This is a genomic window from Nonomuraea sp. NPDC050227 (assembly GCF_044459705.1).
Lineage (GTDB): Bacteria > Actinomycetota > Actinomycetes > Streptosporangiales > Streptosporangiaceae > Nonomuraea.
In genome coordinates this window covers 300,484-326,434 of the sequence record NZ_JBITJF010000016.1, presented here as the reverse complement: position 1 = coordinate 326,434, position 25,951 = coordinate 300,484, and the positions used below count along the sequence as shown (strand labels likewise).

24 protein-coding genes are annotated in these 25,951 nt (G+C 72.3%); 8 read left to right on the top strand and 16 right to left on the bottom strand.

Annotated features, from left to right (window positions below; all coding sequences use genetic code 11):
- Positions 1–30: 30 nt before the first annotated feature.
- Positions 31–1,830, bottom strand: a complete 1,800-nt coding sequence (locus tag ACIBK9_RS46125; protein WP_397165369.1) for a hypothetical protein — start codon at positions 1,828–1,830, stop codon at positions 31–33.
- Positions 1,831–1,991: 161 nt separating this feature from the next.
- Here ACIBK9_RS46125 and ACIBK9_RS46120 point away from each other — a divergent pair, with 161 nt between their 5' ends.
- Positions 1,992–3,071, top strand: coding sequence for an epoxide hydrolase family protein (locus ACIBK9_RS46120; RefSeq protein ID WP_397165368.1), 1,080 nt, complete (start codon positions 1,992–1,994; stop codon positions 3,069–3,071).
- 50 nt (positions 3,072–3,121) lie between these two features.
- Here ACIBK9_RS46120 and ACIBK9_RS46115 read toward each other — a convergent pair whose 3' ends face one another.
- From ACIBK9_RS46115 to ACIBK9_RS46105, 3 genes are all read right to left on the bottom strand, one after another.
- Positions 3,122–5,698, bottom strand: coding sequence for a phosphoenolpyruvate carboxylase (locus tag ACIBK9_RS46115; protein ID WP_387669271.1), 2,577 nt, complete (start codon positions 5,696–5,698; stop codon positions 3,122–3,124).
- Positions 5,699–5,811: 113 nt separating this feature from the next.
- A complete protein-coding gene (locus ACIBK9_RS46110; RefSeq protein WP_397165367.1) occupies positions 5,812–7,467 on the bottom strand; it encodes a hypothetical protein in 1,656 nt (551 codons plus the stop codon).
- A complete protein-coding gene (locus tag ACIBK9_RS46105) occupies positions 7,464–8,321 on the bottom strand; it encodes an ABC transporter ATP-binding protein (RefSeq protein WP_397165366.1) in 858 nt (285 codons plus the stop codon). The genes ACIBK9_RS46110 and ACIBK9_RS46105 overlap by 4 nt, the downstream gene beginning before the upstream one ends.
- Positions 8,322–8,357: 36 nt before the next feature.
- Between ACIBK9_RS46105 and ACIBK9_RS46100 the strand changes: the two genes are divergently transcribed.
- From ACIBK9_RS46100 to ACIBK9_RS46090, 3 genes are all read left to right on the top strand, one after another.
- Positions 8,358–9,947, top strand: a complete 1,590-nt coding sequence (locus ACIBK9_RS46100) for an acyl-CoA carboxylase subunit beta (protein ID WP_364325929.1) — start codon at positions 8,358–8,360, stop codon at positions 9,945–9,947.
- Positions 9,944–10,144, top strand: coding sequence for an acyl-CoA carboxylase subunit epsilon (locus tag ACIBK9_RS46095; protein ID WP_352361841.1), 201 nt, complete (start codon positions 9,944–9,946; stop codon positions 10,142–10,144). Before ACIBK9_RS46100 ends, ACIBK9_RS46095 begins: the two co-directional genes overlap by 4 nt.
- A gap of 107 nt (positions 10,145–10,251) precedes the next feature.
- Positions 10,252–11,193 (top strand): NYN domain-containing protein, encoded by a 942-nt coding sequence (locus ACIBK9_RS46090; RefSeq protein ID WP_352361843.1) that lies wholly within the window; start codon positions 10,252–10,254, stop codon positions 11,191–11,193.
- Here ACIBK9_RS46090 and ACIBK9_RS46085 read toward each other — a convergent pair.
- Positions 11,151–12,149 carry a DUF5937 family protein gene (locus ACIBK9_RS46085; RefSeq protein WP_387668929.1) on the bottom strand — a complete coding sequence of 333 codons (999 nt, stop codon included), beginning with the start codon at positions 12,147–12,149 and terminating at the stop codon, positions 11,151–11,153. The two genes, ACIBK9_RS46090 and ACIBK9_RS46085, sit on opposite strands and share 43 nt — an antisense overlap.
- A 75-nt stretch (positions 12,150–12,224) precedes the next feature.
- Here ACIBK9_RS46085 and ACIBK9_RS46080 point away from each other — a divergent pair, with 75 nt between their 5' ends.
- The 4 genes from ACIBK9_RS46080 (at position 12,225) to ACIBK9_RS46065 (ending at position 16,321) form a co-directional block, all read left to right on the top strand.
- A complete protein-coding gene (locus ACIBK9_RS46080) occupies positions 12,225–13,466 on the top strand; it encodes an MFS transporter (RefSeq protein WP_397165363.1) in 1,242 nt (413 codons plus the stop codon).
- A gap of 77 nt (positions 13,467–13,543) precedes the next feature.
- Entirely contained in the window at positions 13,544–14,947 is a 1,404-nt protein-coding gene (locus ACIBK9_RS46075) for an AlkA N-terminal domain-containing protein (protein WP_397165362.1), read from the top strand.
- Positions 14,944–15,456: a methylated-DNA--[protein]-cysteine S-methyltransferase gene (locus tag ACIBK9_RS46070; protein WP_397165361.1), complete on the top strand. Its 513-nt coding sequence runs from the start codon at positions 14,944–14,946 to the stop codon at positions 15,454–15,456. The genes ACIBK9_RS46075 and ACIBK9_RS46070 overlap by 4 nt, the downstream gene beginning before the upstream one ends.
- A gap of 433 nt (positions 15,457–15,889) precedes the next feature.
- Positions 15,890–16,321, top strand: a complete 432-nt coding sequence (locus tag ACIBK9_RS46065; RefSeq protein ID WP_352361855.1) for a MarR family transcriptional regulator — start codon at positions 15,890–15,892, stop codon at positions 16,319–16,321.
- 63 nt (positions 16,322–16,384) lie between these two features.
- On the opposite strand, the gene ACIBK9_RS46060 is transcribed toward ACIBK9_RS46065, so the two are convergent.
- The 11 genes from ACIBK9_RS46060 to ACIBK9_RS46010 form a co-directional block, all read right to left on the bottom strand.
- Positions 16,385–17,317 carry a hypothetical protein gene (locus ACIBK9_RS46060; protein ID WP_397165360.1) on the bottom strand — a complete coding sequence of 311 codons (933 nt, stop codon included), beginning with the start codon at positions 17,315–17,317 and terminating at the stop codon, positions 16,385–16,387.
- Positions 17,314–17,934, bottom strand: coding sequence for a hypothetical protein (locus ACIBK9_RS46055; RefSeq protein ID WP_397165358.1), 621 nt, complete (start codon positions 17,932–17,934; stop codon positions 17,314–17,316). Before ACIBK9_RS46055 ends, ACIBK9_RS46060 begins: the two co-directional genes overlap by 4 nt.
- The gene (locus tag ACIBK9_RS46050) at positions 17,931–20,669 is read right to left on the bottom strand and encodes a BTAD domain-containing putative transcriptional regulator (protein WP_397165356.1); all 2,739 of its coding nucleotides are present in this window, start codon (positions 20,667–20,669) and stop codon (positions 17,931–17,933) included. The genes ACIBK9_RS46055 and ACIBK9_RS46050 overlap by 4 nt, the downstream gene beginning before the upstream one ends.
- Positions 20,670–20,739: 70 nt before the next feature.
- Entirely contained in the window at positions 20,740–21,126 is a 387-nt protein-coding gene (locus ACIBK9_RS46045) for a pilus assembly protein TadG-related protein (protein ID WP_397165354.1), read from the bottom strand.
- 20 nt (positions 21,127–21,146) lie between these two features.
- On the bottom strand, positions 21,147–21,542 hold the full coding sequence (locus tag ACIBK9_RS46040; protein ID WP_397165353.1) for a TadE family protein: 396 nt from the start codon (positions 21,540–21,542) through the stop codon (positions 21,147–21,149).
- A complete protein-coding gene (locus ACIBK9_RS46035; protein WP_357969999.1) occupies positions 21,539–21,961 on the bottom strand; it encodes a TadE/TadG family type IV pilus assembly protein in 423 nt (140 codons plus the stop codon). The genes ACIBK9_RS46040 and ACIBK9_RS46035 overlap by 4 nt, the downstream gene beginning before the upstream one ends.
- The gene (locus ACIBK9_RS46030) at positions 21,945–22,178 is read right to left on the bottom strand and encodes a hypothetical protein (RefSeq protein WP_357969997.1); all 234 of its coding nucleotides are present in this window, start codon (positions 22,176–22,178) and stop codon (positions 21,945–21,947) included. Before ACIBK9_RS46030 ends, ACIBK9_RS46035 begins: the two co-directional genes overlap by 17 nt.
- The gene (locus ACIBK9_RS46025; protein ID WP_397165351.1) at positions 22,178–23,098 is read right to left on the bottom strand and encodes a type II secretion system F family protein; all 921 of its coding nucleotides are present in this window, start codon (positions 23,096–23,098) and stop codon (positions 22,178–22,180) included. Before ACIBK9_RS46025 ends, ACIBK9_RS46030 begins: the two co-directional genes overlap by 1 nt.
- Positions 23,091–23,939 (bottom strand): type II secretion system F family protein, encoded by an 849-nt coding sequence (locus ACIBK9_RS46020; protein ID WP_397165349.1) that lies wholly within the window; start codon positions 23,937–23,939, stop codon positions 23,091–23,093. The genes ACIBK9_RS46025 and ACIBK9_RS46020 overlap by 8 nt, the downstream gene beginning before the upstream one ends.
- Positions 23,940–23,941: 2 nt before the next feature.
- Positions 23,942–25,237 carry a CpaF family protein gene (locus tag ACIBK9_RS46015; protein ID WP_397165348.1) on the bottom strand — a complete coding sequence of 432 codons (1,296 nt, stop codon included), beginning with the start codon at positions 25,235–25,237 and terminating at the stop codon, positions 23,942–23,944.
- Positions 25,234–25,950, bottom strand: coding sequence for a hypothetical protein (locus ACIBK9_RS46010; RefSeq protein WP_352361875.1), 717 nt, complete (start codon positions 25,948–25,950; stop codon positions 25,234–25,236). Before ACIBK9_RS46010 ends, ACIBK9_RS46015 begins: the two co-directional genes overlap by 4 nt.
- Position 25,951: the final 1 nt, after the last annotated feature.

Sequence of the window (25,951 nt, the reverse complement as noted above, 5' to 3'; positions counted from 1 at the left end):
GGTGTCCGGGTCGGATGTGCCGTGTGAGGCTTATTCGCAGGTCACCGGATAGGTGCCTTCGACGGCCGGCTTGTTGTGGTTCAGCACCTCCAGCCGGACCACGCCGGAGGTCTTCGTGTCCCGGTGCCAGTTGGCCGCCTGCACCTGGAGCAGACCGCCGGAGTTGGTCTTGTACGTGGCCGGCTCCGTGGGCTTGCCGTCGATGACCCAGCGCCAGGTGATCTCGGTGTCCGGCGCGGCGCGGAAGGCGCCGTGGGCGGTCACGTACGGGGCCTCGGCGCAGTCGCCGAAGTAGTGGACCGGCCGGAACTCGCTGATCCGCACCGTGCCCGGCGACGGGTCCACCGGCACGCAGGTCACCGTGTACGGCCTCTCCTTGACCAGCTTGTTGTGGTTCAGCACTTCGATGCGGATCACACCGCTTCCGCTGGCCTTCGGGGAGATGTAGAACAGGTCGCCGATCATCTGGGCCCTGTCGGGCTTGGCCTCCTGCGTCCTTACCGGGCCGGGCTTGCCGTCCACGACGACGCGGTAGCGGACCTCGGCCTGGCGGTCGGTGGTGATCCGGGCGTCGGCCCGCATGCCGATGGAGCCGGTGCAGTCGCCCTGGTAGACGGGCGTCAGCATGTAGGGGATGGCCAGCTTGGCCGGGTCGGGGTCGGTCGTGCAGGACAGGGCGAACGTGCGCTCGGCGGCCTGGGCCGCGGCGGGCTGGGTGGTCAGGGCCAGCTTGTGGGAGCCGGTCTTCGACTGGTCGAGGCTCCAGGCGGCGGTGACGTCCTGCGACCTGGGCTGGGTGCCGGCCGGGAAGCTGACGGTCTGGTGCTGCCACTCGGTGCCGTCGAGCGTCCACCAGTAGCCGACGCTGGCGGCCGGGCCCGCCGGGAGGGTGATGCGGCCGGTGGCCTGGTAGGCGATGGGCTCGTCGCAGTAGCCCTCGTAGTCGCCGGGCGTCAGGGCGCTGATCGCCGCCTGCGGCTGCTGCGCCGGGGGCTCCGTGGTCGTGGTCGGCTTGGGCGTCGGGGAGGTCGTCGGCGTCGGGGTGGGCGTGCTGGTGGGCGTCGTGGTGGGCTTGGGGCCCGGCGTGGCGCGGCAGGTCACCTCGTACGACGCCCGCGCGGAGTCGTGCCCGCCGGCGTTGAGGATCCGTACCGACTTCCAGCCCGCGGTGGAGGTGCCCACGGACAGCGGCAGCGTGACCTGCCTGCTGCGCGGGGCGCCGGCGGCGAAGTACAGCGACTCCACCGCGCCCTCGCCCGTGGCGCTGTCGATCCACTGGTAGCCGACCTTGGCGGGGGTGCGCGAGACCTGGATGGTCGCGGTGAACGTCACGGCGGCCGGGCAGTGGCCGTCCTGGCGGGGCGGGCTCGCCTGCACGCTCGCGGCCGCCTCAAGCGGTCCGTCCGGCTGGGCGGGCAGCGGGTTGACCACGTCGTACCGCTGCGGGGCTCCGGCGCAGGCGACGCGGAAGCGGGCCTTGGCCGACAGGCCGCGCCGGCCGAGCACCTCGACGGCCTGCCAGCCGGTCGTGTCGCGGTCGAAGGTCTGGCGGTCCCTCACGACGACCTTGCGCGCGCCGTTGACGCGGAAGCTCCTGATGGCGCTCTTGCTGCGGTCACCGCGTACCCAGCGGTACCGCACGGTGCCCTTGCCCTTGGCGGCCACGGTGGCGGAGAAGGCCACGGTCGTGGGGCACTCGCCCGCCTGACCGGCGGGAACGGCCCTGACCCGGGTCACCGAGGTCGCCGGGGCGGCGGCGGCCAGGGCCGGAGGAGCGGCCAGCAGGCTGCCGAGCATCACCGCGCCCAGCAGCAAGGCTGTCCTTTTCATGAGGGGGGTCCCTTTCTGCGCTCGTCAAAGCCCCCATGCTGCTCAGTGATCCTTGGAAGTCACTTGGAACCGCCTTGAGAAGGTTGTGGAATGAAGCGTTCCGTTCTGCTACAGTTGGAACAGAACAAGCCGTTCCGCTTCTTCGGTCGAGAGGACCCCTCATGAGCATCCGCCCGTTCCGCATCGAGATCTCCCAGGCCGACCTCGACGACCTGCGGGCCCGGCTCGCGCTGACCCGCTTCGCCGACGAGATCCCGGGCGCCGACCAGGGCGTGGGCGTCGAGCGGGTCAAGCGCCTGGTGGCCCACTGGCAGTCCGGCTTCGACTGGCGCGCCCAGGAGGCCCGGCTCAACGCCTACCCGCAGTTCACCACGGAGATCGACGGGCAGAACATCCACTTCATCCACGTACGCTCCGACAACCCCGACGCCCTGCCGCTGATCCTCACCCACGGCTGGCCCGGCACCGTCGCCGAGTACCTCGACGCGATCGAGCCGCTGTCGCGCCACTTCCACGTGGTCGTCCCGTCGCTGCCCGGCTTCGGCTTCTCCGGCCCGACCAAGGAGCTCGGCTGGAACAACCGGCGCATCGCCGGGGCGTGGGCCGAGCTGATGGCCCGCCTCGGCTACGAGCGCTACGGCGCCGTCGGCAACGACGGCGGTTCGATGATCTCCCCCGAGCTGGGCCGGATCGACGCCGAGCACGTCGTCGGCGTGCACGTCACCCAGCTGTTCTCCTTCCCCTCCGGCGACCCGGCCGAGTTCGCCGACCTGAGCGAGGAGGACCAGGCCGGGCTGGCCGTGCTCGACTGGTTCTGGAAGGAGAAGGGCGCGTTCAACGTCCTGCAGTCGCAGCAGCCGCAGACGCTCGCGCACGCCATCATCGACTCCCCCGCCGGGCTCGTCGGCTGGCTCGCCCAGCTCTTCGACGAGGACCTGGACGACGACTTCGTGCTGACCAACGCCTCGATCCACTGGTTCACCGGCACCGCCGGCTCGGCCCTGCGGCTCTACTGGGAGAACGCCCGCATGGAGCAGCCGCAGGAGCCGACGACCACCCCGACCGCGCTGGCCATGGGTGAGGGCGACTTCAAGTCGATCCGCCGCTTCGCCGAGCGCGACCACCACGGCATCATCTCGTGGAAGACCCTGCCCGCCCCCGCCCGCGGCCACTACACGGCCCACACCGCCACGGAGGCGCTCACCTCCGACATCACGGCCTTCTTCGACAGCCTGCGCTGATTCCGCGCGCTTCGGACGGCCCGGCCACCCGCCGGGCCGTCCGCGCGTGTTCAGCCCGTGTTCTGCAGGCCGGCGGCCACGCCGTTGACCGACAGCAGCAGCAACGTGGACAGCCGCTCACGCTCCTGCTCCGACAGGTCCTCGGTGCGCATCGCGCGCAGCGCCCGCAGCTGCAGGTGCGACAGCGCGTCGACGTACGGGTCGCGCAGCTGCACGGCCCGCGAGAGCACCTTGCGGTTCTCCAGCAGCCGCGTGTGGCCGGTCACCCGCAGCACCAGCTCGCGGGTGCGGTCGTACTCCTCCAGCACCTGGCGGGCGAAGTCGTCGCGGCCGCCGAGGGCCAGGTAGCGCTTGGCGATCGACCGGTCGGTCTTGGCCAGCGACATCTCGGCGTTGTCCAGCATCGCGTTGAACAGCGGCCATTCGGCGTAGGCCGCGCGCAGCTCGTCGAGGGAGCCGACGGCGGCCAGGCCGGTGCCCAGGCCGTACCAGCCGGGCAGGTTGACGCGGGTCTGGGCCCAGGCGAACACCCACGGGATGGCCCGCAGGTCGTCCAGCGAGCGCGGCGCCCCAAGGCCGCGGCGGGCCGGACGGGAGCCGAGCCGCAGCGAGCCGATCTCCTCCAGCGGGCTGACCAGCGCGAACCACTCGGGGAACCCGGGGGCCTCGGTGAGCGCCCGGTAGGCCTCCTCCGAGGCCGTGGCCACCTGCTGGGCCAGGCCGCGGAACCGCTCGGCGGCGGCCGCCGTGCGGGCGCCGACCGTGGGCGAGGAGGCCAGCAGCACGGCGTTGGTGACCTGCTCCAGATGGCGGCGGGCGATGGCGATGTGCCCGTAACGAGCGAAGATGACCTCGCCCTGCTCGGTGACCTTGAAGCGGCCCGCGACCGAGCCCGGCGCCTGCGCCAGCACCGCCCGGTTGGCCGGGCCGCCGCCGCGGCCGAGCGCGCCGCCGCGGCCGTGGAACATGCGCAGCTTGACGTCGTGCTCGTGGGCCCACACGGTCAGCTCCTCCTGCGCCTCGTAGAGGCGGAGGGTGGCGGCCGCCGGGCCCAGCTCCTTGGCCGAGTCGGAGTAGCCGAGCATGATCTCCATGCGCCGGCCGGTCGCGGCCAGGCGGTCCTGGATCTGCGGGATCTCCAGCATGCCGCTCAGCACGCGCGGCGAGTTCGCCAGGTCCTGGCCGGACTCGAACAGCGGCACCACGTCGAGCACCGGCGCCCGGTCGCCCAGGGCGTGCCCGGCCAGCTCGTAGACGGCCGCGATGTCGTCGGCCGAGCGGGTGAAGGAGACCACGTAGCGGGAGCAGGCCGTGACGCCGAACCGCTCCTGGATCCAGGCGATCACCCGGATCGTGGCCAGCACCTCCTCGGTGCGCTCCGACAGCTCGCCGCCGGCCCTGATCTCCTCCAGGGCCGCCGCGTGCACCTGCGAGTGCTGGCGCACCTCCAGCTCGGCCAGGTGGAAGCCGAACGTCTCGACCTGCCAGACGAGGTGCTGCAGCTCCCCGTACGCCTGCCGCGGCGCGCTGCCCGCCAGCGACTCCTGCACCAGGCGCAGGTCGGCCAGCAGCTCGGCGGGCGCGCGGTAGGCGAGGTCGAGGTCGCGGCGGCGGGTGGCGGCGATGCGGGCGGCCACGTACAGCAGCCACTGGCGGTGCGGCTCGCGCGGCGAGCGGGTGGCCAGCTCGGAGACCAGCTCGGGGTGCGCGTCGACGGCCGCGGCCAGCGCGCCCTTCAGCTCGGCCGAGCAGGGCGAGAACTGGGCGGAGGCGGTCAGCGTGCGGGCGATGCGCGTGCAGGCCGTCTCCAGGGCGGTCAGCACGTGCTCGGACTGGATCTGGATCGTGTCGCGGGTGACCTTGGCGGTGACGTTGGGGTTGCCGTCGCGGTCGCCGCCGATCCAGCTTCCGTAGCGGATGAAGGGCCTGGCCAGCGGCGGACGGGTGCCGGTGCCCGCGTCGAGCGCCGCGTCGAGCGAGCGGTAGACCTGGGGCACCATGCGGAACAGCGTCTCGTCGAAGGCGGCCATGGCGGTGCGCACCTCGTCGAGCGGGTCGAGCTTGGTGGAGCGCAGCTGGGCCGTCCGCCACAGCAGGTCGATCTCCTCCAGCAGGCGGCGCCTGCTCTCGGCGCGCTCGGACGCGCCGCGCCCGGGCGCGTTGTACTCGGTGAGCTGGCCGCTGATGCGCTGGATGGCGGTGACGACCGCGCGCCTGCGCGCCTCGGTGGGGTGCGCGGTCAGCACCGGGTGCAGCTCCAGCCCCTGCAACAGCTCGCTCACGCGCTCCTCGCCGAGCTCGTGGACGGCCTGCGCCAGCGACTCCCGCTGCACCCTCCCCTCGGCGTCGCGCTCGCGCAGCGTGCGGATCCGGTAGTGCTCCTCGGCCAGGTTCGCCAGGTGGAAGTAGCAGGTGAACGCGCGGGCGACCGCGACCGCCCGCTCGATCTCCCATCCGGCGACCATTTCGGTGATCTCGTCGGCGGAAATCTCGCCTCTGCGCGCCGCGATGACGGCTTTGCGCAACCGTTCGACGTCGGCCAGCAGGTCTTCGCCACCTTGTTCGGCGATCACCTGGCCGAGCAGCTTGCCGAGCATGCGCACGTCGTGGCGCAGCTCGTCAGGCATCTCGGTCACGGCGGCACTACGACGCTCGAGCCCCTGGTCAATCATGCTTCGAAGGGTATCGACTCACTTTCGGCGACCGCATGGCGGTCTCGCCCATTGGACTAGACCAGTCCCTAGCTCGCCTTGGACACCGCCGCCAGCAGCTCGGGGAGGCGGGGGAAGCCGATCTTGCCGGCGAGGCGTCTGCCGAGCACCTCGATCAGCAGGCCGTAGAAGGGCGCGAGCACCGACACCCACATCAGCCCGAACGCCAGCGGCAGCACGATCGGCAGCGACATCAGCGCGATCCCGAGCATCGCCCCGATCGACGACGCGAACGCCTGACCGCCCTGGCCGGGCGCGGCGCCGCTGAAGGCGTTCATCCGCTCGGGCAGCGTGTACGGGATCGTCACGCTGGTCACCGAGCCGACCCCGAGCCCGACGCCGAGGGCCCCCAGCCCGGTCAGGAACGCCGGCACGACGGCCTCCTGACTGCCGGTGAGGAACGCCGCCGCCACCGCCACGAGCAGCAGCAGCGGCGCGGCGACCAGGATGTTGGCCAGGTGGCGGCCCGCCAGGTCACGGCGCAGGTCCTCCTCCGAGCCGAAGGCCACGGCGTTCATCCACAGGGAACGCCCGTCGATGCCGAACGCGTTGCCCGACTGCAACGAGATCATCAGCGCGCCCATGCCGGTGATCAGCACCGGCAGCACCGCCCCTGCCTGCCCTTCGGTGCTGTTGTTCAGCGAGAACGCCAGGACGACGGTCACCACGACCGACGAGAACCAGCCCACGCGGAACCTCGGCTCCCGCCTGATGTACTTCAGCTCCTTGGTCACCACGGCCGCCAGCGGCCCGTCGGGCAGGAGCCGGTCGGCCAGGCCGCGCTCCCGGCGGACGGAGGCCGCCTGCGTCGAGGCGTCCGGCGAGACCAGGGCCCGGCCGAGCGATTTGATCCACAGCCAGGCGACCACCACGACCAGCACCGCGACGGCGGCCAGCTCCGCCACGCCGACCAGGCCGCCGTCGGCCATGGCGTGCGCGGCCATGCCCGGCGGCGTCCAGCGCAGGACGCCGGCCAGCCGGTGGAGGATCGCGGCGGGGTCGCCGAGGCCGCGGTTCATCAGCAGGTTGGGCAGCTGGGCCAGCAGCACCACGAACAGGGCGGCCACGGCCAGCACGTCGCGCCCGCGCCGGCTTCGCAGCGCCCCGGACAGCGCGGTGGTGATCAGCCGCGAGGTGACCACACAGAGCGCGAACTGCAGCAGCACCGCGGGCACGCCGAGCAGCACGCCCCCGATGCCCGTGGGCAGCCCGACCAGCGCGCCGGCCGTGACGATCAGCATCGCCAGCGGCCACGCGCCCGTCGCGGACGCGGTGAACAGCCCGACGGCCAGCTCGCGCGTACGCAGCGGGAACAGCGACAGCCGCGCCGGGTCGAGCGTGTCGTCGAGCCCGAACGCCAGCAGCGGCACGATCATCCAGCTCACCAGGAAGAACGCGAACGCGACGATCACCAGCTCGGCGGCGACGTCGGAGGGCGCCAGCCTGAGCAGGCTCATCAGCAGGAACCCGAGCACGGCCAGGCCGGCCGCGGCGAGCAGGGTGAAGACGAAGCCGAGCTTGCGCTGCACGTCGCCGCGCAGGTTGCCGGCCATCAGGCGCAGCTTGAGCCGCGCGAACAGCGCGGCCGTCGCCATGGGCGACCCCGTGACGGCGGACGCCCCGGCGGCTCTGTCCGGGACGGCCCCGGCGGGGCGGCTCCCCGGCGCCTCCCCGGCGGCGCTCACGGCGTGTCCTGGGGCGCGGCGGCGGCCGGGGGCACGGTCGGGGGCACGGCAGGGGGCACGGTCGGGGGTGCGGTCGGGGGCTGGTTGCCGGGGCGGGCGCCGAGCCAGCTCAGCCCGGCCTCGCCGTGGGCGCGGGAGCCGCCGCCGACCAGCCGCATGAACGCCTCGTTGAGGCTGGAGCCGCCGCGCACCTGCTCCAGCGGCCCCTGGGCGACGATGTGGCCGCCGCTCATCACCGACACCCAGTCGCACAACCGCTCGACGAGGTCCATGACGTGGCTGGAGAAGATGACCGTCGAGCCGGAGGCGGTGAAACGCCGCAGCACCTCGGTCAGGGTGTTGGAGCTGACCGGGTCGACCCCCTCGAACGGCTCGTCGAGGAAGAGCACGGACGGGTTGTGCAGCAGCGCGGCGGCCAGCCCGATCTTCTTGCGCATGCCGGTGGAGTAGTCGACGACGAGCTTGTCGGCGGCGCCGGTCAGGTCCATGACGTCGAGCAGCTCGCCCGCGCGCTGCTCGACGTCGGCCTTGGGGATGCCGCGCAGCCGGCCGTTGTAGAGCAGCAGCTCGCGGCCCGACAGCCGCTCGAACAGCCGCAGCCCCTCGGGCAGCACGCCGATGCGCGCCTTGACGGCGACCGGGTCGCGCCAGACGTCGAACCCGTCGATCGCGGCCTGGCCGCCGTCGGGCCGCAGCAGGCCCGTGATCATGCTCAGCGTGGTGGTCTTGCCGGCCCCGTTGGGACCGACCAGGCCCGCGAAGCTGCCCGCCGGGACCACGAGGTCGACCCCGGCCACCGCGACCTGCGCGCCGTAGCGCTTGTACAGGCCGTGGGAGCGAACCGCATCCGTCATGGATCCACTCTAGGAGGACGGGTTAGCCTAACGCGCATGAGCGCAGCCGCCGATCCCATGCCGGAGATGCCGGACATCCACACCACCGCGGGCAAGATCGCCGACTTGGAGCGAAGGCTCGACGAGGCCGTGCACGCCGGCTCGTCGTCGGCGGTGGACAAACAGCACGCCAAGGGCAAGATGACCGCGCGCGAGCGGGTGCTCGCGCTGCTCGACGAGGGCTCGTTCGTGGAGTTCGACGAGTTCGCCCGCCACCGGTCCACGATGTTCGGGCTGGAGAAGCGGCGTCCGTACGGCGACGGCGTCATCACCGGCCACGGCACGATCGACGGCCGTCAGGTCTGCGTGTTCTCCCAGGACGTCACCGTCTTCGGCGGCTCCCTCGGCGAGGTGTACGGCGAGAAGATCGTCAAGGTGATCGACCTGGCGCTCAAGACCGGCTGCCCGATCATCGGCATCAACGAGGGCGGCGGCGCGCGCATCCAGGAGGGCGTGGTCGCGCTCGGCCTCTACGCGGAGATCTTCAAGCGGAACGTGCACGCCTCCGGCGTGATCCCGCAGATCTCGCTCATCATGGGCGCCGCGGCCGGCGGACACGTCTACTCGCCCGCCCTGACCGACTTCGTGGTGATGGTGGACCAGACGTCCCACATGTTCATCACGGGTCCTGACGTGATCAAGACGGTGACCGGCGAGGAGGTCACGTTCGAGGAGCTGGGCGGGGCCCGCGCGCACAACACGAAGTCCGGCGTGGCCCACTACCAGGCCGCCGACGAGGAGGACGCCCTCGACTACGTCAAGGCGCTGCTGTCCTACCTGCCCTCCAACAACCTGGACGAGCCACCGGCCTTCGCCGCCGCCGCCGACCTGGAGCCCGACCCCGAGCTCGACCTGGTGATCCCCGACTCCCCCAACCAGCCGTACGACATGCACCAGGTGATCGAGCACGTGCTCGACGACGGGGAGTTCCTGGAGGTCCACGCGCTGTTCGCGCCGAACATCGTGGTCGGCTACGGCCGCGTGGACGGCCAGCCGGTCGGGGTCGTCGCCAACCAACCGATGCATTTCGCCGGATGTCTGGATATCGACGCCTCCGAGAAGGCCGCCAGATTTATTCGAACTTGTGATGCCTTTAATATTCCGATCCTGACTTTTGTTGATGTACCGGGATTCCTCCCCGGCACCGATCAGGAATGGAACGGAATCATCCGCCGCGGCGCCAAGCTCCTGTACGCCTACGCCGAGGCCACGGTCCCGCTGGTCACGGTCATCACCCGCAAGGCCTACGGCGGCGCGTACGACGTCATGGGCTCCAAGCACCTCGGCGCGGACGTCAACCTTGCCTGGCCCACCGCCCAGATCGCGGTCATGGGCGCGCAGGGCGCGGTCAACATCCTCTACCGGCGCGAACTGGCGGCCTCCGACGACCCCGACGCCGAGCGCGCCCGGCTCGTCACCGAGTACGAGGACACTTTGGCCAATCCGTACATCGCGGCCGAACGCGGCTATGTGGACTCGGTGATTCGGCCGTCCGAAACCCGGCCGCAAGTTGTCCGGGCACTTCGCGCGTTGCGTAACAAGAGAGCCTCGCTGCCGCCGAAGAAGCATGGGAACATTCCTCTATGAGCGACCACCTGCGCATAGTCCGCGGCGACGCCACGCCCGAGGAGATCGCGGCCGTGGTGGCCGTGCTCGCCACGCGGCGGAGCTCGTACGCCGAACCCGAGAGACCCCGTAGACAAACATGGCGAAACCCCGCCAGAGGTATGCGTAACCCTGGCCTGCCGGGGAAGGCGGCTTGGCGGATGAGCGCACTACCCTAGATAGATCCCGGGAATCGGGTGTCAAGTTCCCCGGGAGTTGGGACTATCTAGAGAAAGTAGGCGTATATAGTCAGCCGATCAACTAACACCGCGGCCTGGAGGACGACATGGCCATCCCAGACCTCATGCCGCATCCTGTGGCAGCCAAGTACGCCGTCCTAGTGGATGTCGGTTATCTCTACGCTGCGGCAGGTGAGGTGCTGCTCGGCGCGAAGGAACGCAAGGAATATCGGGTGGCCGCCGATGAGCTCATCCAGAGTCTACAGAAACATGCAGAGGAACGTATTTCCGGCGAACTTCTGCGGATCTATTGGTATGACGCCGCCCGCGACCGTGTGCCGACCGTCGATCAGCGTGTCATCGCCCAGCTTCCGTGGGTCAAGGTGCGCCTCGGCAACCTCAACGCCCGCGGCCAGCAGAAGGGCGTCGACGCGCAGATCAGGAGCGATCTGGAGGCGCTCGCCCGGCATCACGCGGTGACCGACACGATCCTGCTGGCGGGCGATGAGGACATGGTTCCGGCGGTCGAAGCGGCGCAGGCGTACGGCGTGCGCATCCACCTGTGGGGCGTCGAGCCGCCCTACGGCACCAACCAGGCCGAGCGCCTGGTGTGGGAGTCCGACACGGTGGAAGTGATCTCCGCCGATTTCCTGAGACCCTTTTTCAGTCGCGCTCCGCAGCCGGTCGCCGTCACCCCGCCCGTCACGGCTCCCTCGCCCGCCCAGGTGTTCGCCGGGCGCGCGCCGGTCAAGCCGCACGCCAAGCCCGGCCAGGTCGCCAAGCTGGGGCCCAGCCGTCCGCGCGTGGAGGACGTCGGCGAGCACGTCGCCCAGAAGTGGATACTCACCCGCGGCCGCGACAACATCCGCGACCTGCTGCCCGGCCCGATCCTGCCGACGGTGATCGACACCGAGCTGCTGATCGAGGCGGAGAAGGAGCTCGGGCACTCGCTGCGACCCTACCCGGAGGCCCGGGTCTGGCTGCGCGACGGGTTCTGGGCGCGCGTCTACCGGGAGTTCGACCTGGGGGTGGGGGTCTCCTCCAAGTAGAGCAGCGTCTCGGCGACCGCCGTGCGGGCGTAGAGCACGTACCGGCCGGTGCGGTGCGCGGTGCACAGGCCGGCCTTGCGCAGCGCCGTCAGGTGCTGGTTGACGCCGGGCTCGGAGAGCCCGGCGCGCTGGGCGAGGTCGCGCGTCGAGGCGGGCTGGTCCAGTTCGGCCAGCAGCCGGGCGCGCGTCCTGCCGAGCACGGCGGCCAGCGCCTCGGGCGGGTCCACCTCGCGGCGCTCCCAGAGCGTCGCGATGCCGCGCGGCGCGTAGCGCACGGTCGGCTGGTACGGCGGCGTCGTGACCGACAGGACCCGCGGCCAGGCGAACACGCACGGCACCAGCAGCAGCCCGAGCCCTCTCAGTGACCGGCGGCCGGACACGTACCGGTGCTCCAGCCGCAGCGTGCCGTCGTCCCAGGTGACGGTGTCGTCGAGGTCGGCCAGCATGCGCTGGGCGCCGCCCTCGGCCAGCAGCCGGGCGCGGTGCAGGATCTCGCCCTCCAGCAGCGACCTGATCCGCGGCCAGTACGGCGCCATCGCCGCCTCCCAGTAGCCGGCCACCTCGGTGGCCAGGCGTTCGAGGCCCTGCTCCGGGTCGTCGTAGAGAGCCTGCACCCGTTTCGTCCGGGGACCGCCGATGTGGTCCAGATCCGTGCGGACCCGGGCGGCCGCGCCCCGCATCGTGGCGAGTTCCAGCTCCAGGTCCGGCATGGACGTCGAGGGCGGCGTGCAGGTGAAGCCCGCGATCGAGATGGTCGGCACCGGGACCAGGTCGGACAGCAGCCGCCAGTCCACGTCCTGGAGGCGGCGGCGCACCTGGTCGGCCCAGGGCCGCAGGAGCGGGTGCGCGGCCGGGTTCTTCACCACGCGCGCGCTGGCCACGACCTCGCCGAGCGGGGAGACGGCGAAGCGGATGTTGGCGAGGTCGTGGGCGGTGAACGTCAGGTCGAGGGTCATTGAATTTGCTTGTCACTTAATCGATAGCGGCCTTGCCCGACATTTCAGCATCCTGCCGATATGTCAGCAACCTTGGTGGAAGCTCCGCTTCTGCGGCTTCGCGCGTTCCGCAACCTGTTCGTCGCCGGCGCGGTCAGCCAGCTCGGCAGCCAGATCACCTACGTCGCCCTCCCCCTGCTCGCCGTGACCGCCCTCGGGGCGGGCGCGGGCGAGGTCGGGCTGCTCTCGGCGCTCGCCACGCTCACGGCCCTGGTGATCGGGCTGCCCGCCGGGGCGTGGGTGGACCGCGTCCGGCGGCGCCGCCTGATGATCGCGATGGACGCCGCACGGGCCGTGGCGCTGCTGTCGGTGCCGGTGGCCTGGTGGGCCGGGACGTTGTCCATGGCGCAGCTCTACGTGGTGACGGTGCTCGTGGGGGCCGGGTCGCTGCTGTTCGACGTGGCGTCCATGAGCATCGTGCCGGGGCTGGTCGGGCGCGAGCGGCTGACGTCGGCCAACTCGCTGCTGGTGGGCACGGCCGCGGGCATGGACGTCGCCGGACGCAGCCTCGCCGGGGTGCTGGCCCAGGTCGTGGGCGCGCCGCTGGCCGTGCTGCTGGACGCGCTGAGCTACCTGTGGTCGGCGGCCTGGCTGCGCGGCGTCCCCGAACCGGCAATCCCCGCGGACGGCTCGCCGGAGGCCGCGGAGTCCCTGCGGGCCCGGATCGCGGCGGGCGTGCGGTTCATCCTCGGCAACCGGGTGCTGGTCGCGGCCCTGGTCCAGGGCACGATGGCGAACCTGGCGTTCCCGCTCTGCTCGGTCCTGCTGCCGGTGCTCATCGTCGGGCGGCTCGGCTATCCGGAGTGGGTGTTCGGGGCGTACCTGGCGGTGGGCGGGCTCGGTGTGCTCGCCGGGTCGTCGTCGGCCCATCTGCTCGGCCGGCGCTTCGGCACGGGCCGTGCGGTGTGGCTGGTCAGCCTGGCCACCGCCCCGGCCGCGCTGGTGATCCCGTTCCTCGACGCCGGGCCGTGGTTGTGGGCCGCGGCGGCGGCGTGGTTCGTGCTGACGTTCCGCACCGGGGTGAACAACGTGCTGCTGGTCAGCATGCGGCAGCGGGTCACGCCGGACCACCTGCTCGGCCGGATGACGGCCACCATGCGGCTGCTGCTGATGGGCGCGGTCGGCCTCGGCGGGCTGCTGGCCGGGCTGCTCGGCGAGCTGTGGGGGGTGCGCGCGCCGCTCTGGGCGGGTGCGGTGATCATGGCCGTGAGCTGGCTGCCGATCCACTTCTCAGCCCTTCGCCGATCAGGTCCGAATACCGCCGATCGACCGCACTGACCTGCTGACCTGCGTTTTCATGGTGAGGTCCGATTTCCGCCGGTCGGCACCCGCGGCCCGCGCATAGTCTCGGAGGCATGTCACCCCTAGAGCTCGACTTCGACTCCTGTTACCGGGCGGTCTCCGCCAGGGACTCCCGGTTCGACGGGCGCTTCTACACCGCGGTGACGACCACGCGCATCTACTGCCGGCCGATCTGCCCGGCGCGTACCCCCTCCTCCAGGAACGTGCGCTTCTACCGGCACGCGGCCTCGGCCGAGGCGGCCGGGTTCCGGCCGTGCAAACGCTGCCGTCCCGAGCTGTCGCCCGGCGATCCCGGCTGGGACCTGCGCGGCGACCTCATCGGCCGGGCCCTGCGGCTGATCGACGACGGAGCCGCCGACGAGCGCGGCGTGGCCGGGCTGGCCCGGCGGCTGCACATCACCGAACGCCACCTGCACCGGCTGTTCGTGGCCGAGCTGGGCGTCGGGCCGCTGGCCGTGGCCCGCACCAAGCGGCTCCTGCTGGCCAAGCAGCTGCTGACGGAGACCGGGCTGCCGGTCACCGAGGTGGCCTTCGCCGCCGGGTTCGGCAGCGTGCGGCAGTTCAACGCCACGATGCGGGAGACGTACGGCTTCACGCCCAGCGAGCTGCGCGCCACGGCCGGACGTCCGGCGGCGCCGCCCGAGCCCGAGGCCGCCGGGCCGGTCACACTGAGGCTGCGGCTGCACCGCCGCGAGCCGTACGACGTGGCGGGCGTGTTCGGGTTCCTGACCTCCCGCGCCATCCCCGGCCTTGAGGTCGCGGGCCCGGAGTCGTACTCCAGGGCCGTGCCGGGCGGGACGATCACGCTCACCCCCCGGCCGGACCACATCGCGCTCGACGTGGCCCTGGCCGACACCCGGCAGCTCGCCCGCATCGTCGCCCGCTGCCGCCGCCTGCTCGACCTGGACGCCGACCCCGACGCCATCGCCGAGGCGCTCGGCCAGACCTCGCTGGCCCCGCTCGTCCAGGCCCGGCCCGGACTGCGGGTGCCGGGCACGTTCGACGGCTTCGAGCTGGCCGTACGCGCGGTGGTCGGCCAGCAGATCTCGGTCGCCGGAGCCCGTACGCTGCTCGGCCGCATCGTCGCCAGGACCGGCGGCCCGCTCTTCCCCACCGCGGCCGAGCTGCGGGAGGCGGACCTGACGGACCTCGGCCTGACCAACCGCAGGATCGCCACCCTCGCCGACCTGGCGGGCCGGGTCGCCGACGGCGACATCGACCTCGACGGCGGCCAGGACCCGGCCGAGGCCGGGTCCGAGCTGCTGAAGGTGCCCGGCATCGGCCCCTGGACGGCCAGCTACATCGCGCTGCGCGCGCTGCGCGACCCCGACGCCTGGCCCACGGGCGACCTCGTGCTGAACAAGCGCATGGCCGCCCTGGGCATCCCCGACGACCACATCGAACGGTGGCGGCCCTGGCGGGCCTACGCCGCCCTGCACCTCTGGAGCTCTTCATGATCACCGCCCAGGTCCTGCCGACGCCGATCGGCTCGCTCTCGCTGCTCACCCGCGAGGGCGTCCTCGTCGCGGGCGGCTTCACGGCCGACCCTGCGGAGATGTTCGTCCGCCTCACCCCGGCCCTGCAGGCGGAGGGTCTCGACGTGGTGGACGACCTCGGCGCCCCCGCCGAAGCCGTCCGGGCCTACTTCGACGGCGACCTCGACGCCCTGGACGCCGTCCCGGTCTCGCAGCCCGGCTCCCCCACCCGCAAGCGCCTGCACGAAGCGCTGCGCGAGGTCCGCGCGGGGACGACGGTCTCGTACGCCGAGCTGGCCCAGGCCGCCGGCCTCCCCCGTACCGCCGCCCGTGCCGCCGGCTCCGCCTGCGCGCAGAACCTCATCGCCCCCTTCGTCCCCTGCCACCGCGTCCTGCCCAGCACGGGCGGCTACGGCGGCTACTACTACGGCGTCCCGGTCAAGGAATGGCTCCTCGCCCACGAAAGCGGACAAACCCTCAACCATCAGTGACGATACGACGGCGTTCGGTAATGTGTTCGCATGTCGCCGCCGCCGGAATCCGCCCCCGTGACGACGGACGGGCGCCGTGATCCCAGTTTCCCGAGGCGTGTCGCATGGTTCACGGAAGGGAGAGCCGAAGGCCTGACCTTCGACCAGGCCTTGCACAGGGCCCAGATCAGGGCCTTGTGCAGGTCCAGCAGAGCCAAGGGCATGGCCGAGGCGATCGTTCGGATCCTGATGGCAAGGGGCATCCCCGTGCCCGAGGACGCGGCCGAGCGGATCCTGCAGTGCCCCGACCCTGAACTCCTCGCCCCCTGTCTCGGTGATGACGGCCCACCAACTGAGCCGCGGCATAGAATGGGGCTCATGCGACGTTAGACGGCGTAGGCATCATTTGCATGCGCTTGCTAATCGTTGACACGAGCACGAGGAGGGGGTTCACATGCCTCTGGCCGACGACGCCGTGGAGGCGCGTGCCCAGGGGTGGCGCACCCTCGCCGCCCTGCACGCGAAGATCGAGGACAGGCTGGAGAAGGCGCTGCAGAAGGCGCACGGCCTGAGCGTGAGCGAGTACACGGTGCTCGACGCCCTGGCCCGCCAGGACGGCTGGCACATGCGCATGCAGCAGCTCGCCCGCGCGGTCGTGCTCAGCCAGAGCGCCACGACCCGGCTGGTCACCCGGCTGGAGAAGCGCGGCCTGCTCAAGCGCTACCTGTGCGAGGACGACCGGCGCGGCATCTACTCCGAGGTCACCCCCGACGGCCGCGACCTGCTGACCGCGGCGGGCCCGACGCACGACACCGTGCTGAAGGAGGTGCTGGCGGAGGCGGCCGAGCAGCCCGAGCTGGCACCGCTGGCAGCGGTGATCGCCTAGGCCCGCCCGGCTGCGGTTGATCGCCCAGGCCCGCCGGCCCCAGGGATCGCCCAGCTCGGCCCCTTACGGCTTCACGTTGCTCTGGATCTCGCCGACCGGCACGTCCCGGGTCGCCCCCGCCTCGACCGGCGCGAACTGGAACGGCACCGCGTCACCCGTCGTCTCCACCGGCCACGACGTGGTGACGGTGAGCCGGTACGCCTCGCGCGGCTGGTCGATCGAGGCCCGCAGGTAACGCACGCCGCAGGTGAACGCGGCCCCCTTGGCGTACGGACGTCCGGCCGCCCCGCAGCCCTCCTCGTGCACCTCCGCCCGGTCCTTCGCGGTGCCCGGGTCGATCTTGATGCTCTTCAGCGTGGCCACCACGGTCACGCTCATGACGCCCGGAATCTCCGCGGTCACCGATCTGCGCCGCTCGCCCAGGCCCTCCAGCCAGACCCAGGTGGGCAGGTTGACGAAGCTCTTGGCGTCGGGGCTCAGCTTGATCGTGGGCTCGGGCACGGTCAGGGACGCCCTGGCGATCTCGGCGAGCTCCCGGATCGTGATCCCGGCGGGCGGCGTCGTGCCCGGCGGCACGAACACGAACGGGTCGAGCGCCGCGAAGCAGACCTGGCCCCTCGGGTCGGAGGCGTCGTACGCCGGGCCCCACCAGCGTCCGTCCTTGCCGACCTTGTCCTTGAACTGCTTGAGGAACTCCTGGAAGCCCTCCTCGGACGCGTCCTTGGTGTACCTGAACCAGTAGTCGCGCAGGGCCTCCTGCGACTTCAGCATCTCGGCGCCCGTCATGCCGGGCTCGTACCAGCAGGGGCGTTTGAGGACGTATCCGTCAGTGTTGCCGCCCTTGGCGCCGTTGCCGGAGATGACGATCCGAGAGTTGCGCAGCTCGATCCCTCTGGTCCGGCCGTGCTCGATGGGGCTGCCGGCCGTCTCGCCGGGGTCGTCGAGCTGGCCCAGCAGCATGAGGGCCGCGGTGGCCAGCGAGATCACGCGGTTCATCGCGCGCATCCTTCCTTGTCATAGAGGAATTCCCGGATCCGCCACACGCCGTCGTCGCCGCGGTGCGCGAGGGCCCTCTGGAGGTAGGGGGCGCGCATGATGGAGGGCTGGGGCGAGACGGCCTCGCCGCTGCTCGCGCTGACCACGCGTGCCTTCGACTCGTCCACGCAGGTGTCGATCTGCGCGCCCTTGTCCAGCACCTTCGTGACCCGCAGGCCGTACAGTCTGGCGACGCCCTTCACCCTTCTGTCCTCCTCGGTGTACCGGCGTACTCCGTCATACGCCTGGCGCACCGCCTGGAGTTCGAGATCCAGATCCTTCAGGTATCGATCGCTTCCCGAGACCATCACCTTGCGGGAGGCGAGGTACCAGTCGGTGATGACGCGCATGAGCGGGTCGCGCCGGGCGGGCCAGTCGATGTCGACCCGCAGCTTCCCGCCGCCGACCTCGACCGTCTCGACGCCGGGCGCGTCCGCGGAGGGCCGCGCCGAGCCTCCCGTCGTGGGCGCCGTCGCCGAGGCGGTCCCTGACGGGCCCGGCTGCGGCGTGTACGGCCGCTCGGCCTGCCCGCACCCCGCCACCAGCAGGACGAGCGCGATCACCGTCATACGTCTCATGCGGACGACTCCCTCACCACATGGATGCGCCACGAGGGCAGCAGTTCCTCGATCAACGCCTCGGTCTCCGGGGCCATCCCGCCGCCGTACGGGTGGGAGGCGGCCCTGCGGGTCAGGACCTCGACCACGGCCCGCATGCGGACGGCGTCCCCGGTGGCGTGGGTGGCCCGCAGCAGGTCGCGCCAGAGCCCCTCGTCGTCGGTCGCCAGCAGCAACGCCGCCCGGACGGCAGCCACCGCCGCGTCCGGCTCGTCCTGGGCCAGCCGCAGCTCGCACAGCCGGTGGGCCGCGTCGGCCACGCCGGCCGCGACGTCGTACTCCAGGTCGTCGGCCGCCAGCCAGGCGTACCGGCCGGACGGGCGATTGGCCAGGAGCGGACCGCGTACCAGGCCGAGCGCCTTCTCCAGCAGGACGGTGCGGGCCGTCGGGTCGTGCTGGGAGCGGCGGACCAGCTCGCGGAACAGGGCCCAGTCCGTACGGACCTCAGGGCCGAGCCTGAGCCGCCCAGCCTCGTCGACGTGCAGGTGCTCGGGGCCGAGCCAGTCGGCGACGCGGGCGATGGTGGCGTCCCTGACCATGGTCTGGACCCCGCGCGGCCACAACACGCCCCCGAGCACGACGGGGTGCACGCCGCCGGGATGCGTGGCCAGGTAGATCAGCAGCTCGGTGGCCAGCGCCATGCGGCCCTCTTCGAGGGGCGCGAGCCCGGCGATCTCGATCGGGCCGAGCATCCTGATCTCGACGGCGGGCGGGTGCAGGCCCTCCAGCGGCTCGGCCTCGGGGTAGGCCTCGCCGTCGAGCCGTCCGGCGGTGCGGAAGAGGTCGATCAGCGCCTTGTAGTGGCGCCGCGGCAGGAGCTGGGCCTCGACCTCGAAGCCCAGCTCGGCGATGCGCGCCTTGCCGTCGTCGCCGATCTCCAGCGTCCAGGTGGCGTGCGGGACGTCGCCGGCCAGGACGTACCCGGCGGTGTCCCGGCGGGCCAGCAGCGCCAGGCGGCGGGCCTCCTCGTGCGTGGGCGCCACGGCCGACAGCAGGTAGTGGGCGTCGCGCGGGCTGCCGGAGACGCGTCCGGTGAGCACCTCCCGGCGCGGCGCGGCGGTCGCCTCCAGCTCGGGCAGCACCTCGGCCAGGCTGCCGACGGCCCTGATCCGGTCGGGGGCGATCACGGTCAGCTCCTCGCCGAACCCGACGAGCGTGATGCGCATGCGGTCGGACCAGCGGTTGGTGGCCAGCTCGACGGCGAGCGCGGCCAGCGCCGCGGTGGTCTGCGGGCCGCGGACGTTGATCAGGCCCTGCGCGGCCTCCAGGTCGATCAGCACCCGGCCGCTCGCGTCCGTGCCGATCGAGACCAGCCCCGGGTACGGCGCGCCGCCCGGCTGCTCCTCCAGCAGGCGGCCTTCGTGGGCGGGCAGGCGCCAGACCTGGCCGCCGTCCTGGGCCGTCCACGGCTCGGGCGGGTCGTCGTCCGGCGGGTGGATCCACAGGTCGAGCGTGCGCGGGGACAGGTGGGCGCCGTAGACGGTGGGCGGGGTGCGGTGCTGGGCGGCCAGCTCGGCGCCGAGCAGCCGCAGCCCGATGTCGAGGATGCGCGCGCCCGGCGCGTCGCCGCCCAGCCTGAGCGCGACCTCGGCCTGGGCGGCGTCGTCGCGCGGCCGGATGATCCGGCGCCCGAACACCCTGCGCCACAACTGCTCCCGCCGCCTCCTGGCCAGCAGGGCCAGCAGCCCGGCGGCGGCCAGCGAGGCTCCGGCCAGGTAGTCGATCAGGTCGAGGCTCTGCGCCTCCCTGATGGTGATCTCGGGCTGGTCCTGCCGGACGTCGGGCTTGCGGTGCCTGGCCTGGTCCTTGTCGCTCTTCTCGGTGGTCTTGCCTTCCGTGGCCTTCTTGGCGGCGTGGTGCCGGGCGTCGGGCTGGGCGCGGGTGTGGGCCACGCCGGGGTGCTCGCGCAGCGTCTGCTCGCGGGACTGGCCGGCGGGGACGATGTGCACGTTCCTGGCGTCGTCCGGCATGTCGAGCACCCAGCCGGGCCTGATCAGGTCGGCCATGCGCAGGCGGGTGCCGTCCGGCTGCTCCTTGGCCTGGTTGAGTCGGTAAATTTCGGGATATCGGCGGCCGTCTCCCAGGCACTTCTCCGCGATCTCCCACAGGCTCTCGTGGTGCCTTCCGTGCGGGGGCTGCACGACGTACACCTTCTTGGTCTTGTGGGTCTCCAGCGTCTGCTCGACGATCGGCGCGGAGTAGGCGACCGCGGTGACCGGCGGCGCGGCGGGCGGCGCGGCCATCCGCGCGATGGGCGCGATCATGGCCCCGGCCGTGAACAGCAGCAGCACCGCGCCGACGAGCTTGTTGGCCAGCGCCTGCGTGCCGCCCGACAGCGGTACGCGGGCAGGCATCCCGACTCTTCGGACACCGGCGTACACCTCGACCAGCACGCACACGAAGAGCTGGAACCAGGCCAGCCACACCAGCAGCACCAGGACGGCCTGGATCGTGCTCGGCCCGGCCTCGGCGGTGAAGAACCGCAGATCGAGCATCTCGGACGTGACCGGCGGCCCGGCGAACCTGAGCAGCGCGTACGGCACCCCGCCCACCAACGCCACCAGCGCCACCAGCGCCGCGAGCCCGGCGAGCACGTCGCCGAAGGTCCGCCTGGCCGGGATGCGCGCAGGCGGCCGCCTGGGCTGGTGCCGCCCCGGGGGGCGCGCCGGCTCTCGCGTCGGCTCTCGCGTCGGCATCGCCGCTCCCTTCCTCCGTCCAGCGTCCTGCCTCGTGCGTTGCCCCGGCCACCGAGTGGCGGGAATCGGTCTACCTGGCTTCCGGGGCGGCCGTGGCCTCGCCGTTCATCTCCGAGCCCGGGAACCCGAGGGCCCCGAGGAAGAACGCCTCCCACCGCACCGAGACGCTGACCGTCACCTGGTCCTGCTGGACCGAGCAGGAGCCGCGGGCCACGCCGTCGCCGCCCTGGGCCGCGACGATCTCGTCGGCCCTGGCGCAGACCTGGCCCTCGTCCAGCAGGGCGACCTCGCCGCCGGTGCGCAGGCGGTCGACGTCGATCTCGTCCGCGCCCGCCCGCGCGGCCTGCTCGGCGACGTCGGCGGCGCGCAGCCGGGCGTTGATCGCCGCGCCGCCGTCGACCAGCAGCCCGGCCAGGAGGAACACCACGACCGAGAAGAGCACGGTGAAGACCGACATGGACCCCCGCTCCCCCGCCTTCACGGCTCCCTCCTGACGAGCTGCTCAAGGGGCACCACGGCGGTGCCCGTCAGCCGCTTGGTGCCGCCGAACCCGAGGAAGCCGAGGTCGAGCTCGCAGGTCACCTCCGCCTGCACCTGGCCGCCCGCCTCCCAGGTGGATCCGTCCAGGTTCACCGTGCTGGCGCCGCACTTGTCGTCCAGCGCGGCTTTAGCGGTGCTCTCCGCCGCGGCGCCGGCGTCGTCGAAGCTCCGCTGCACGGACGCGGCCCGCGCGGCGTCCCTGGCCGCGCCGTTGACCCGCCCCTGCGTCTCCACCAGCACCCCCGCCCCGACCAGGAACATGAGGAACAGCAGGAAGACGGGGGCGAGCATCACCGTCTCCACGGCCATCGAGCCGCGCTCGCCCGGCTTCATCGGCAGTCATCACCGCCGTTGTCGGGACGGAAGCACTCGATCGGCCCGCCCGCCGTCGCCGTGATCGTGAAGGTGAGCGGCGGCAGCAGCGGCACGACCTGCACGGCGCTGCCCGTGACCGTGACGAAGCGCTGGTCGGGGTCGCGCTCGGAGGTGGTGGCCGCGGCGTTCTCCAGCAGCCGCGGGCCGACCGCCTTGACGATGTCGGTGGCCTTCGCCGTGGCCGCGCCCTGCCAGTCGCCCGAGTCGAACGGCGCCGACCTGGCCACCCGCGCGCCTTCCCTGGCCGCCGCCTCGGCGATCTGGCGACCGTGGAACCAGAGCGCGACCTGCACGACGAGGAGCGCGACCGCGAGGATGACCGGCATCAGCAACGCCAGCTCGATCACGGTCGCGCCCCGCTCACGAGTCTCCGCCACCACCGCCGCCGCCACCGCCGAACGTGCCCTGGATCTCGCTGGACTTCTGCTCGACCAGGGTCTTGATCAGCGTGGCCAGCCCGAGCGCGACGCCCGCGATGATGGCCGTGATGATCACCCATTCGACGGCGGAGGCGCCCCTGCTGGGCGCGGTGCGGGCGCGCTGGATCCGCACCCCCAGGTAGGCGGTGAGATAGACGATCCAGGGATGGTTCATCAGGCCCCCAACATCTTCATCGCGGCGGGAAAACTGAGAAAGATCACGAAACCGGCGCACAGGAGGAGCTGGGCCACGAGCATCGACTGCGAACGTTCGCCCGCGCGTCCCTCGATCTCGGCCAGCTCGCGCCGGCGCAGGGTGGCGGCCCTGGCGGTGAGCGAGGCGCGCACCTTGGCGCCGTCGTCGGCCACCAGTCCGAGCGCGGCCGACAGGTCGCGCAGCTCGTCGACGTTGATCTCCTCGCCGAGCTGGCCGAGCGCCTGCCACGGGGTGATGCCGACGATCCGGGCGCCGCCGAGCGCGTCGCGGATGCGGCCCATCGCCCAGTTGGGCTGCTCGCCGCTGACCGACACGGCCATCATCAGCGCCTCGGGCACGCCGCGCCCGCCCGCCAGGTTCATCGAGACCAGGTCGAGGAAGGCGCCCACGACGTGCCGGAAGTCGCGTCGCATGGCCGCGGCCTCCTTGCGGATCTGCAGGTCGGGCAGGAAGAAGAAGAGCAGCGCCACGAGCACGGCCGACCAGAACGGCACCGTGAACGACACGCCCCACCCCATGAGCGCCAGCCAGCCGAGCAGGATCGGGAAGGCCAGCAGGCCGCTCGCGGCGAGCAGCACCTTGGTGGCCAGGAACGCCTCGAACGAGCGTCCGAGCAGGGCCAGGTCGGACTTGACCGAGCGGACCTCCCAGCCGCGGGCGCCGTAGAGGCGGGCCAGGCGGGCGCCGAGGCCGCGGCGGAACGCGCTGACCTCCTCGTCGGGCAGCAGGAGCTGGATGCGCGGGGCGTCGGCGTCCTCGCGCACGGCGTCGAGCGCCAGCAGCCGCGCCACCAGCCCGGGACGGGCCGGGAACAACGCGCGTACCAGCACGAACAGGCCGAGGCCGAGCACCGCCCCGGCCAGCACGCCCTCAACCATGGCCGCCTCCCCCCATCAGCAGCCGGGTCGGCTTGTCGAACCTGGCCAGCCGCCGCATCCACGCGAACCCGGCGCCGAACAGGCCGCCGACGACCACGAGCACGGCCTGGCCGAGGGTGGAGCCGTACTCGCTGACGTAGGCGGGGTTGAACAGGATGAGCAGACCGGCGAAGACCAGTGCCGTGATCACCACGATCTGCACGCTGCGCCTGGTCGAGCGGCGTTCGGCCTCGACGCGGCGGCGCATGTCGAGCTCCTCGCGGGCCGAGACGGCGAGCGCGCCGAGCACGTCGCGCAGGCCGGGGCCGCGCAGCCGGGAGTTGAGGATGAGCGCGGCGATCACCAGGTCGGCCGAGGGGTCGTCGAGCTCGTCGGCGAAGCGGGACAGCGCCTCCGGCAGCGCCATCCGGGTGTGCAGGCGGTCGACCATGGCCCGCAGGTGGGGCCGGAGCGTGGGCGCGGCGGCCCTGATCGAGGACGGGATGGCCTGCTCCAGCCCGGCCGCCCCGGCGATGGTGTCGCGCAGCGACTCGGTCCAGGCGGCCAGCCCTTCCAGGCGGCGCATGGCGGCGCGTTCCTCGGCCGCGCCGCCGGACAGGCCGCGCCAGGCGAACACCAGCAGCACCGTGCCCACCGCCATGACCGGCCAGCCCGTGACCACCAGGACCAGGCCGGCGGCCACCGCGGCGACGGCGGTGCGGGTGGTCAGCATCTTGACGAGCGGGCGTCTGGGCTGGGACGGGCGGCGGCGCAGGCCGTACAGGGCGAGGAGGAACAGGAAGAGGCCGCCGCCGGCGGCCGCGCCCGCCACCATCGCGAGCGGGTCGAGGTCGAACGCCATCCTCACCAGCCTCCCGGGTTGTAGCCGTGGGCGACGAGCTCCTCCAGGCACGAGACCGGCGCGTGCGGGACGGCCGTGCCGTCGGGACCGGGCACGAACACCTCGCTCGACAACACGCGGCCGTCGCAGCCGTTGACCTCGCGGATGCTGGAGACGTAGCGGCGCAGGGTGCCGCCGACGTGGTAGTCGTTGCGCTTCTCGATGAAGACGACGAAGTCGATCGCGCCCGCGATGAGCATGTGGGTGGCGTCGATGGGCAGGCGCTCGCCGGCCTGCAGGGCGTAGGTGGCGATGCGGTTGAAGACCTCCATGCTGGAGTTGGCGTGGATCGTCGACAACGAGCCGTCGTTGCCCTGGGTCATCGCGTTGAGCATGGTGACGATCTCGTCGCCCAGCACCTCGCCGACGATGACGCGGCTGGGGTTCATCCGCAGCGAGCGCCTGACCAGCTCGGCCATGGAGATCTCGCCCTGGCCCTCGGAGTTGGGCAGGCGCTGCTCGAAGGCGACCACGTTGGGGTGGAGCTCGGGGAACTGGTCGAGGCCCAGCTCAAGGGCGCGTTCGACGGTGATCAGGCGCTCGCTGGGCGGGATCTCGTTGGCCAGCGCCCGCAGCAGGGTGGTCTTGCCGGCGTTGGTGGACCCGGCGATCATGAGGTTCTTGCGGGCGGCGACGGCGGCCGTCAGGAACCTGCCGACCTCCGGACTGATCGTGCCGTTGCCGGTCAGGTCGGACAGGAAGACCTTGCCGAGGCGGGAGCGGCGGATCGACACGGCCGGGCGCACGGTGACGTCCATGACCGCGCTCAGCCGGGAGCCGTCGGGCAGCCGCAGGTCGAGCTGGGGGTTGGCGGTGTCGAACGGCCTGCTGGACAGCCCCGAGTACGCCGCCAGGATCTGGATCAGCTCGACCAGCTCGTCGTCGGACTCGGCGACCGGGTCCTGCATGAGCTCCTGGCCGTCGGCGTAGCTGACGAACACGCGGTCGCAGCCGTTGATGTCGATGTTCTCGACCTCGGGGTCGTCGAGCAGCGGCTGGAGTCGGCCCACGCCGAACAGCGCGGCGTGGATGCCGGCCGCCAGGGCCTCCTCCTCCTCGATGGTGGGCGGCGTGCGGCCGAGGCCGATCTCGTTGCGCGCGTGCTCCTCCAGCACCTGGGAGATCAGCGCCCTGGCGAACTGGCGCTCGTCCTCGCCGGACATCGGCGGGACGCCGCTCGCCTGGTCGATCCGGCGCTGCTGGGCCAGCCGGTCGCCGACCTCCTGGCGGAAACGTTTGACGAGCGAGTGGTCGATCATCGGTGGCTCACCAGCCTCGCGGCGAGGTCCCGGGCCGTGCGGATGAGCAGGGACCGGTCGAGCCGGCCGCCCCACTGCCCGCGCAGCAGCTCGGCGCCCTTGGGGTCGTGGGCCAGCCCGTGGACGAACTGGACGATGGGCCCGACGATCCTGCGCACGTCTTCGATCGAGGCCCGGTAGTTGCGCGGGTCGGCGATCACGACGACGCCGTGCGCCTTGGTGATCTGGAGGCGTTCGCGCAGGTGGGCGACGTGGTCGAGGGTCGCCCTGGTGAGCAGGAGCACCTGCTCGGCCTCGGCGAGCAGGTCGGCGATCTGCGGATGGGAGCCCAGGCGGCCGCAGTCGGCGATCACGTCGGCGTCGGGGATGGCGGCCAGCGACCTGCCCAGCGGGCCCCACAGCCAGGTGAGCCCGGCCGCCTGCTCGCCGTGGGTGAGCCCGGCCAGCACGTCGAGCCCACCGATGATCTTCTGTGTGTGCTGGTGGATCTGGGCGGGTTCGAGGCCCCTGCGGGCGGTCGCGCCGAGCGTGAGCAGGCCCTTGCCCGGGTTGAGCACGCCGCCGTCGGCGGCGGGCAGCCGGTAGGCGAGGTCGCCGCCGGCCGGGTCGCACTCGGCCAGCAGCACGGGCCGCGGCCACACCGCCGCGAGGGCGGTGGCCGCGGTGGTCACGCCGGGCGCGCCCTTGTCGGCGGCCAGAACGATCAGCGCCACG

Excerpts from the sequence above, each read along its gene's own strand:
- ACIBK9_RS46125 (WP_397165369.1), bottom strand. The coding sequence starts at position 1,830 with ATGAAAAGGACAGCCTTGCTGCTGGGCGCGGTGATGCTCGGCAGCCTG.
- ACIBK9_RS46120 (WP_397165368.1), top strand. The coding sequence starts at position 1,992 with ATGAGCATCCGCCCGTTCCGCATCGAGATCTCCCAGGCCGACCTCGAC.
- ACIBK9_RS46115 (WP_387669271.1), bottom strand. The coding sequence starts at position 5,698 with ATGCCTGACGAGCTGCGCCACGACGTGCGCATGCTCGGCAAGCTGCTC.
- ACIBK9_RS46105 (WP_397165366.1), bottom strand. The coding sequence starts at position 8,321 with ATGACGGATGCGGTTCGCTCCCACGGCCTGTACAAGCGCTACGGCGCG.
- ACIBK9_RS46100 (WP_364325929.1), top strand. The coding sequence starts at position 8,358 with ATGAGCGCAGCCGCCGATCCCATGCCGGAGATGCCGGACATCCACACC.
- ACIBK9_RS46095 (WP_352361841.1), top strand. The coding sequence starts at position 9,944 with ATGAGCGACCACCTGCGCATAGTCCGCGGCGACGCCACGCCCGAGGAG.
- ACIBK9_RS46090 (WP_352361843.1), top strand. The coding sequence starts at position 10,252 with ATGGCCATCCCAGACCTCATGCCGCATCCTGTGGCAGCCAAGTACGCC.
- ACIBK9_RS46085 (WP_387668929.1), bottom strand. The coding sequence starts at position 12,149 with ATGACCCTCGACCTGACGTTCACCGCCCACGACCTCGCCAACATCCGC.
- ACIBK9_RS46075 (WP_397165362.1), top strand. The coding sequence starts at position 13,544 with ATGTCACCCCTAGAGCTCGACTTCGACTCCTGTTACCGGGCGGTCTCC.
- ACIBK9_RS46070 (WP_397165361.1), top strand. The coding sequence starts at position 14,944 with ATGATCACCGCCCAGGTCCTGCCGACGCCGATCGGCTCGCTCTCGCTG.
- ACIBK9_RS46065 (WP_352361855.1), top strand. The coding sequence starts at position 15,890 with ATGCCTCTGGCCGACGACGCCGTGGAGGCGCGTGCCCAGGGGTGGCGC.
- ACIBK9_RS46060 (WP_397165360.1), bottom strand. The coding sequence starts at position 17,317 with ATGAACCGCGTGATCTCGCTGGCCACCGCGGCCCTCATGCTGCTGGGC.
- ACIBK9_RS46055 (WP_397165358.1), bottom strand. The coding sequence starts at position 17,934 with ATGAGACGTATGACGGTGATCGCGCTCGTCCTGCTGGTGGCGGGGTGC.
- ACIBK9_RS46050 (WP_397165356.1), bottom strand. The coding sequence starts at position 20,669 with ATGCCGACGCGAGAGCCGACGCGAGAGCCGGCGCGCCCCCCGGGGCGG.
- ACIBK9_RS46045 (WP_397165354.1), bottom strand. The coding sequence starts at position 21,126 with ATGTCGGTCTTCACCGTGCTCTTCTCGGTCGTGGTGTTCCTCCTGGCC.
- ACIBK9_RS46040 (WP_397165353.1), bottom strand. The coding sequence starts at position 21,542 with ATGAAGCCGGGCGAGCGCGGCTCGATGGCCGTGGAGACGGTGATGCTC.
- ACIBK9_RS46030 (WP_357969997.1), bottom strand. The coding sequence starts at position 22,178 with ATGAACCATCCCTGGATCGTCTATCTCACCGCCTACCTGGGGGTGCGG.
- ACIBK9_RS46025 (WP_397165351.1), bottom strand. The coding sequence starts at position 23,098 with ATGGTTGAGGGCGTGCTGGCCGGGGCGGTGCTCGGCCTCGGCCTGTTC.
- ACIBK9_RS46020 (WP_397165349.1), bottom strand. The coding sequence starts at position 23,939 with ATGGCGTTCGACCTCGACCCGCTCGCGATGGTGGCGGGCGCGGCCGCC.
- ACIBK9_RS46015 (WP_397165348.1), bottom strand. The coding sequence starts at position 25,237 with ATGATCGACCACTCGCTCGTCAAACGTTTCCGCCAGGAGGTCGGCGAC.